General features: G+C 64.5%; 3 protein-coding genes and 2 tRNA genes. 3 read left to right on the forward strand and 2 right to left on the reverse strand.

The genetic code is table 11. From position 1 onward, the window contains the following. Window positions 1-54: 54 nt before the first annotated feature. On the reverse strand, window positions 55-2,628 hold the full coding sequence (bamA, locus tag WAS25_RS13905; RefSeq protein WP_422313124.1) for an outer membrane protein assembly factor BamA: 2,574 nt from the start codon (window positions 2,626-2,628) through the stop codon (window positions 55-57). Next, the gene (locus WAS25_RS13910) at window positions 2,625-5,063 is read right to left on the reverse strand and encodes an ATP-dependent Clp protease ATP-binding subunit (protein WP_422313126.1); all 2,439 of its coding nucleotides are present in this window, start codon (window positions 5,061-5,063) and stop codon (window positions 2,625-2,627) included. The genes bamA and WAS25_RS13910 overlap by 4 nt, the downstream gene beginning before the upstream one ends. A 181-nt stretch (window positions 5,064-5,244) precedes the next feature. Between WAS25_RS13910 and WAS25_RS13915 the strand changes: the two genes are divergently transcribed. The 3 genes from WAS25_RS13915 to WAS25_RS13925 all read left to right on the forward strand — a co-directional run bounded on the left by WAS25_RS13915 (window position 5,245) and on the right by WAS25_RS13925 (window position 6,829). Then, window positions 5,245-6,561 carry an adenylosuccinate synthase gene (locus WAS25_RS13915; RefSeq protein ID WP_422313128.1) on the forward strand — a complete coding sequence of 439 codons (1,317 nt, stop codon included), beginning with the start codon at window positions 5,245-5,247 and terminating at the stop codon, window positions 6,559-6,561. 105 nt (window positions 6,562-6,666) lie between these two features. After that, window positions 6,667-6,741, forward strand: a tRNA-Lys gene (locus tag WAS25_RS13920). Between the two features lie 13 nt (window positions 6,742-6,754). After that, window positions 6,755-6,829: transfer RNA gene (locus WAS25_RS13925), tRNA-Glu, on the forward strand. Window positions 6,830-7,055 lie beyond the last annotated feature (226 nt).

The following is a 7,055-nucleotide window of genomic DNA, read 5'->3' on the forward strand; positions in this document are numbered from 1 at the left end:
CTCCAGGGCGAAAGAGCTATTGTAGCCGGGAACCGCGCGGGCTCCGACCGGGAATCAGAAGGTGGTCCCGATGGAGAACTGGAAGTCCGTCTTGGATTCCGTGTCGAAGGGATAGGGGTTCAGCTTCTTGGCCCAGATCAGGCGCAGAGGCGCCGGACTGATGGGCAGGAAGAAACGGAATTCGATGCCCGCCGACCGCACCAGGGTGGGGTTGGTGTAGGAGTACGAGTTCCCGGTCTGGATGTCCTTGTACGTGATCAGATTGCGGCTGAAGATCTTGGTGCCGCTGCCCCAGGCGTTGCCCGCATCATAGAAGAACACCAGCCTGAACTGGTCCGCGATCTTGAACTGGTACTCGGCGTTGGCAATGAACTGCTTGTTGCCGCCCACCACCACGGCATAGCCGTTGTTGTCCAGCAGGACCGAGCCCACCTGGCCGTATCGGTAGCCGCGGATGCTGTTCTCCCCGCCGGGACGGTACAGGTCGTAAAGGGGAAGCTCTTCCCGGCCCATGTTCTGCAGGTAACCGTAGCTCGTGTTAAAGGCGAAGATGTGCCGGTCGGCCACGTTGGTGAACTTGGCGAAGTCCCAGGTGGCCCGCAGGAAGGGACGGTCGCCCCCGAACTGCCAGCCCCCATACTCCAGGCCGAAGGAGACCCGGGTGCCGCTGGTCGGCTTGAACTGGTGGTTCACCGTGCTGTAGGCCAGGCTCTGGCTGAAGGTGGAGGTGAGCTGGTTCGGCGTATCCCGGAAGTAGAAGTTCCGGCCGCCCTCGATGCGGATCAGACGGAAGCTATAGCCCGTGGAGTAGGTGGTAAAGAAGGCCCAGGGCTGGTTGGTGAACCAGTTGCTGAGGCGCGCGCCCACGGAGACGCCGAGGCTGCGGGTGAACTGCTTGTAGGCGTTCGCGATGCCCACGCGCGAGGCGTCGTAGTCGGCAGAGCCATTCGAAAGGGACGTCGAGAAGGAGTAGGGGAGGTCGAACACGAAGGGTTCGGTGAACCCCACCGAGATGTTCTTCGAGAACTTGCCGCCGTTGTAGCTGAAGGACAAGGTTTCGCCACCGCCGCCCAGGTTCCGGGTGGAGAAGCTGACGCCCAGGGAGAAGCCGAACAGCGACCCGTAGCCACCCTGGAACAGCACTTCGTTGACGCCCGACTCCTCGCCGCGGATGACCACATCGACCTGGGGCTTGTCCTGCACCAGGTCCACCTTCGGCTCGGAGCTCTTCACGTCGAAGAAGCTCAGCTGGCTGATGCTGAGGAGGGAGTCCTTGAAACGGTCCGTCTGGAAGGGATCACCCTCGCGCATGAGCATGCTGCGCCGCAGCACCTTGTCCTTGGTGGTGAGGTTGCCTTCGAACTCAATCTTCCGGACGGTGAAGGCCTCGCCCTCGTCCAGCTTCAGAGTCGTGTCCACGATCTTGGTGCCAACCTCTTCCCTCACCTCATATTTCTTCTCGGCCCGGAAGAGGATGTAGGCCTGGTTCGAGTAGGCCTCCTTGATCTTGTCCACCGTCTGGTTCACCGCGTCCAGATCGAAGGGCACCGGCTTGGCGCCAGGCTTGGGCGCCTCGAGCGAAGGCTGGATGTTGAAGAACTTCTTCAGCATGGACTTGTTGTCCCGCTTCACTTCAGCGTACTTGCCCTGGTAGAACGTGTCGCGGAAGAGCTTCCCGCCCTCCGTCTTGAAGGTGCCCTCGAAGAACTGGTCGCCCTCGAGGATGGGGAAGGTCAGGGTGGCCCGCAGGTCGTACTTCGGGGACTTGGCCTCCTTGGCGCGCTTCTCGTTCTTCACCTTCTGCTTCGCCGTGGTGCGGTCCTCCACCTCGATGATGGGCTTGCCGATGAAGACATCCTTGTAGCCCAGCTTCCAGTAGGCCTTCTTCAGGTTCTCCAGGTCCTCTTCGAGGTTCTTGTCCACCAGCAGGTCGTGGGTGGTGAGCCAGCTGAACATCCAGTGCTGGCGGGTCTTCTTCATGGCCCTGCGCAGCTGCGCACTGGTGAAGACCTTGTTGCCCTTAAAGGCCACCGTGTAGATCTTGGCCTTGCCGCCTTCCTTGATGTCGAAGACCAGGCGGGCCACGCCGCCGGCCATGGGCTCGAGGGTGATGTCCACCACGGGGTTGCGGAAACCCTTCTCGCCAGCCTGCTCGACGATCAGGTCCTTGATCTTGCGGGCGGAGTCGGGGTCATAGATGGTCTCGGGATTGATGGTGAGCTTCTTCTCCTTGACCTTGTCCTTGATGTTGGTGAGGCCCACCTCGGTGCCGCCCCGGTAGTCGATCTCCTTGATCAGGGGCCGTTCCTTGATGCGGATGACCAGCTTCTTCCCGCCGGGCGCCTCGACCAGCTCGAGCTTGATGTCATCGAAGGAGCCACGGGCCCACAGCTTCTCCATCACCGCCGAGAAGTCCAGGCTCCGCAGGTCGTCGCCCACCTTCACGCCCGACTTGAAGATCACCGTCTCCGGGGTCTGCTTCTGGGCACCGATCACCTCGATGAGCACGATGGGTTCGATGTCCTGCGCCACTACGGGGAGGGCGAATCCCGCCACCAGGGCGAAGGGCAGCACGCCTTTCCACCACCGGGGTCGGACCCGGTTCAAAATCATGTTCCGCTGCGTCATTCAGGTGCTCCGACCAGATGGGTTTCCTGGCCTGAGGCCACGTCTCCAGTATCAGACAGGGTGGGGACCAGCTTCTCGTCCACCAGATCGAAGTTCACCAGTCCTGAGGGCACCGTCTCCTGACCGACCATCAGCTCGGCGAGGGGATCCTCCACCTGCTTCTGGATGGCCCGGCGCAGGGGCCGGGCGCCATAGGCGCGGTCGCGGAGGGTCGTCTTCACCAGCCAGTCGCAGGCAGCATCGGTGAGGGTCACGCACAGCTTGTGCTTCTGGAGGGTGATGTTGAGGTCCTCCACCAGCAGGCGGACGATCTTGCGGAGCTCGTCGTCGCCCAGCCGGTTGAACACCACGATCTCGTCGATGCGGTTGAGGAACTCGGGCGGGAAGGTCCGCTTGAGCACCTTCATGGCGTCCCCGGTCTTGGCGTCGGGACGGCCGTCCTGCTCGACGAAGCCGAGGTTCTTGTCCGACAGCAGCTCCCGGCTGCCCACATTGGAGGTCATGATGATGATGGTGTTCTTGAAGTCCACCAGGTTCCCGAAGGCGTCCGAAGCTTGTCCGTCGTCAAAGATCGACAGCAGGATGTTGATCAGGTCGGGATGGGCCTTCTCGATCTCGTCGAAGAGCAGGACGCAGTAGGGATTCCGCCGGATGCGGTCCGTCAGCATGCCGCCTTCCTCGTAGCCCACGTAGCCCGGAGGGGCCCCGAGCAGCTTGGAGACCTCGTGCTTCTCCATGTACTCGGACATGTCGAAGCGGATCATCTTCTTGACGTCCCCGAAGAGGAACGAGGCGAGGGTCTTCGCCAGCTCCGTCTTGCCCACGCCCGTGGGGCCCAGGAAAAGGAAGGAGCCCATGGGTCGGTTGGGGTTCTTGAGGCCGGTGCGGGCGCGGCGCACGGCCCGGACCACCGCGCTGACGGCTTCGGGCTGGCCGATGACGCGCTCGTTGATCCTCGGTTCCATGTTCACCAGGTTGGCCTTCTCGTCGCCCTTGAGGGCCCGCACGGGAATGCCGGTCCAGCTGGCCACCACGTCCTCGATGTCCTGCTCCGTGACCTCGGGGAACCGGGCGTAGTCCTCCTCGGTGAGATCCGAGCGGTTCTTCTGGATCTCGTCGCGGAGCTGCAGCTCCTTCTGGCGGAGTAGCACGGCCTTCTCGAAGTCGCGGCTGAGCACCGCCTCGTTCATCTCGTTGATGACGCGGTGCAGCTCATCCTCGTGGGTCTGGCCCTCGGAGGAGGCGCCGCCCGGCCCCACGCGCAGCTTCACCCGGGCACCGGCCTCGTCTAGCAAGTCGATGGCCTTGTCGGGCAGGAAACGGTCCGTGATGTAGCGGTTGGACAGGTAGACCGAGGCCTCCATGGTCTTCGGCGTGTATCGCACGCGGTGGAACAGCTCGTACCGGGCCCGGATGCCCTCGATGATCCGCAGGCTCTCGGCCTCGTCCGGGGGATTCACGGTGACGGGCTGGAAGCGGCGGACCAGACTGCGGTCCTTGTCGATGTACTTGGCGTATTCCTTGTGCGTGGTGGCGCCGATGCACTGGATTTCGCCCCGGCTGAGGGCCGGCTTGAGGATGTTGGCCGCGTCCAGGCTGCCCTCGGCGGCGCCGGTGCCGATCAGCGAGTGGATCTCGTCGATGAACAGCACCACGCTGGGGTCCTTGCTGGCCTCGGCGATGATGGACTTGAGCCGCTCCTCGAACTGGCCGCGGTACTTGGTGCCGGCCACCACGAGGCTGAGGTCCAGGGCGTAGATGCGCTTGTCCGCCAGGCTGGGGGGGATCAGGCCTTCATGGATCTTCTGGGCCAGGCCCTCCACGATGGCGGTCTTGCCCACGCCGGCCTCGCCCAGGAGGATCGGGTTGTTCTTCCGGCGCCGGCTGAGGATCTGGATGATGCGCTCGACCTCGGCGTCCCGGCCGATGAGGTTGTCGAAGATGCCCCGCTCGGCCATCTCGGACAGGTTGCGGGCGAACTCCGAAAGAAGCGGGTGCTCCTTCTTCTTCTTGGCGATCTTCTCTTCCTTGCTGCTCTCCAGCAGGATCTCCTTGGCAGCGATCAGGTCGGCGCCGGCCTCCTTCAGCAGGCGGCCCGCCAGGCAGCCCTCCTCGCGCAGCATGCCCAGCAGCAGGTGCTCTGCGCCCACGTGCTTGTGGTTGAGCTTGGCGCTCTCAGACGTGGCGTGCTGGAGGATGTGCTTGACCTCCTCTTCCATGGGGATGTCGATGCTGGTGCTGCTGGGGGTGATCTTCTTGTCCTTGGGGGTCAGCGCCGCCACCAGGCGCTCCCGGAGGCTGCTCACCTGCACGCCCATGCGCTCGAGGAGCTGGGTGCTGGTCTTCTCGGACTCCCGGAGGAGGCCCAGGAGGAGGTGGCCGCTCTGGATGCTCTCGGCACCGAACTGGCTCGCCTCGTACCGGGCGAAGAACATGACTCGACGGGCTTTTTCAGTGAATTTTTCGAACACGGGACACCCTTCCGGGTCAGGGATGGCGCCGGGGCCAGGATGGTTCCGGAGCGGTCTACCAGGGTAGCGCCTTCCGGCACCCTTGTCCCCTTTCGGCTGGGAAGGATGGGCTTGCGCCGGTATCCTGGAAGGCTGGGAGGGCGACATGAGCCTGGCTAGGACCAATCTGGCGATCCTTGGCCTCCAGTGGGGGGATGAGGGCAAGGGGAAGGTCGTGGACCTGCTCAGCCCCAAGTTCAAGCAGGTGGTCCGCTTCCAGGGCGGCAACAACGCCGGCCACACGGTGGTGGTGGATGGCGTGAGCATCGCCCTGCACCAGGTGCCCAGTGGCGCCCTGCACCCCGGTTGCTTCCTGGTGGTGGGCAACGGCGTGGTGCTGAACCTCGAGGTCTTCCAGCAGGAGCTGGACCGGCTCAAGGCCCGCGGGTTTGACCTGAGCGGCCGCCTGCTGCTGTCCGAGAAGGCCCACATCATCCTGCCCCACCACATCGCCCTGGATCAGTGGCGCGAGATCCGCGCCGACAAGGTTGGCGCCAAGATCGGCACCACGGGCCGCGGCATCGGCCCCGCCTACGAGATGAAGGCCGCCCGCATGGGCATCCGCCTGGGCGACCTGCGCCACCCCGAGACCCTGGCCGAGCGCATCGAGCCCGGCTACGCCGAGGTGCGCCTGCGCCTGGGCAGCGAGACCCCCCTGCCCAGCCTCGAGGCCATCGTCGAGGGCCTGCTGCGCACCGCCGAGCCCTTCCTCCGCTTCATCGGCGACGCCCAGGGCCACCTGCTGGGCGCCTGGGAGCGCGGCGATAGCATCCTCTTCGAAGGTGCCCAGGCCACCCTGCTCGACATCGACCACGGCACCTACCCGTTCGTCACCTCCAGCAACTGCAGCCTGGGCGGCCTCTTCACGGGCACCGGCCTGCCCCCCAAGGCTGTGGGCCAGATCCTAGGCATCGCCAAGGCCTACACCACCCGCGTGGGTGCCGGCCCCTTCCCCGCCGAGCTGCTGGACGCCACCGGGGAGCGCATCCGCCAGGTGGGCCGCGAGTTCGGCACCACCACCGGCCGTCCCCGCCGCTGCGGCTGGTTCGACGCCCCCATCACCGCCCACGCCTGCCGCACCAACGGCGTGGACGGGCTCGCCATCATGAAGTTGGACGTGCTCGATGGCATGGACGAAGTGGGCCTCATCGTGGGCTACCGCACCGGCGAAGGCACCCTCACTACCCAGCTGCCCAGCTGCGCCGCCGACTGGGCCGGCCTGCAGCCCGAGGTGAAGCGCTTCAAGGGCTGGACCAGCACCCGCGGCATCACCGACCACCGGCAGCTGCCCACCCAGGCCCAGGCCTACCTCGAGTCCTTGGCCGAGAGCGTGGCCGTGCCCATCAGCTACCTCAGCACCGGTCCCGATCGCCACGAAGGCTGCCTCTACCCCGGAACCCTCCTCCAGCCGCTCCTGGGTTGACTCCAGGCGGGTTCACAGGCACACTGATCCTCCTGCCCACCCGGGCATCGCACGCTCGCGTGCACCGCGCGCTCGAGGGTTCGCGGTCCCCGGCTCCACCGACAAGGGCCCTTAGCTCAGCGGTAGAGCAGCGGCCTTTTAAGCCGTTGGCCGCGGGTTCAAATCCCGCAGGGCCCACCAAGTTCCACCCCAGGGGGCTATCGTCTAGGGGTCAGGACACCGCCCTTTCACGGCGGTAACACGGGTTCAAATCCCGTTAGCCCTACCAGCACTAAGGCCTGAGAAATCAGGCCTTTTCGTTTGTTTGGGGGGCTGAAAATGACTCCAAAAGTGACCAACTCGCTCCAAACTCACTCCAGATTGCATGCGAGGCACGACGAGGCTACGCGAGGAATGGCGAGGCTTAACGAAGAATTGTCCATTCATTGGGGCCCCCTTTCCCTTCAGGATCGGTCAAATGGGGTTCAAATCCAGCCTTTTCCTTAATTTGGCTA

This window comes from Geothrix sp., from assembly GCF_049292215.1.
Classification (GTDB): Bacteria; Acidobacteriota; Holophagae; order Holophagales; family Holophagaceae; genus Geothrix.

Bases quoted from the DNA above. Each gene is read 5' to 3' on its own strand.
- bamA (WP_422313124.1), bottom strand. From the start codon at position 2,628: ATGACGCAGCGGAACATGATTTTGAACCGGGTCCGACCCCGGTGGTGG.
- WAS25_RS13910 (WP_422313126.1), bottom strand. From the start codon at position 5,063: ATGTTCTTCGCCCGGTACGAGGCGAGCCAGTTCGGTGCCGAGAGCATC.
- WAS25_RS13915 (WP_422313128.1), top strand. From the start codon at position 5,245: ATGAGCCTGGCTAGGACCAATCTGGCGATCCTTGGCCTCCAGTGGGGG.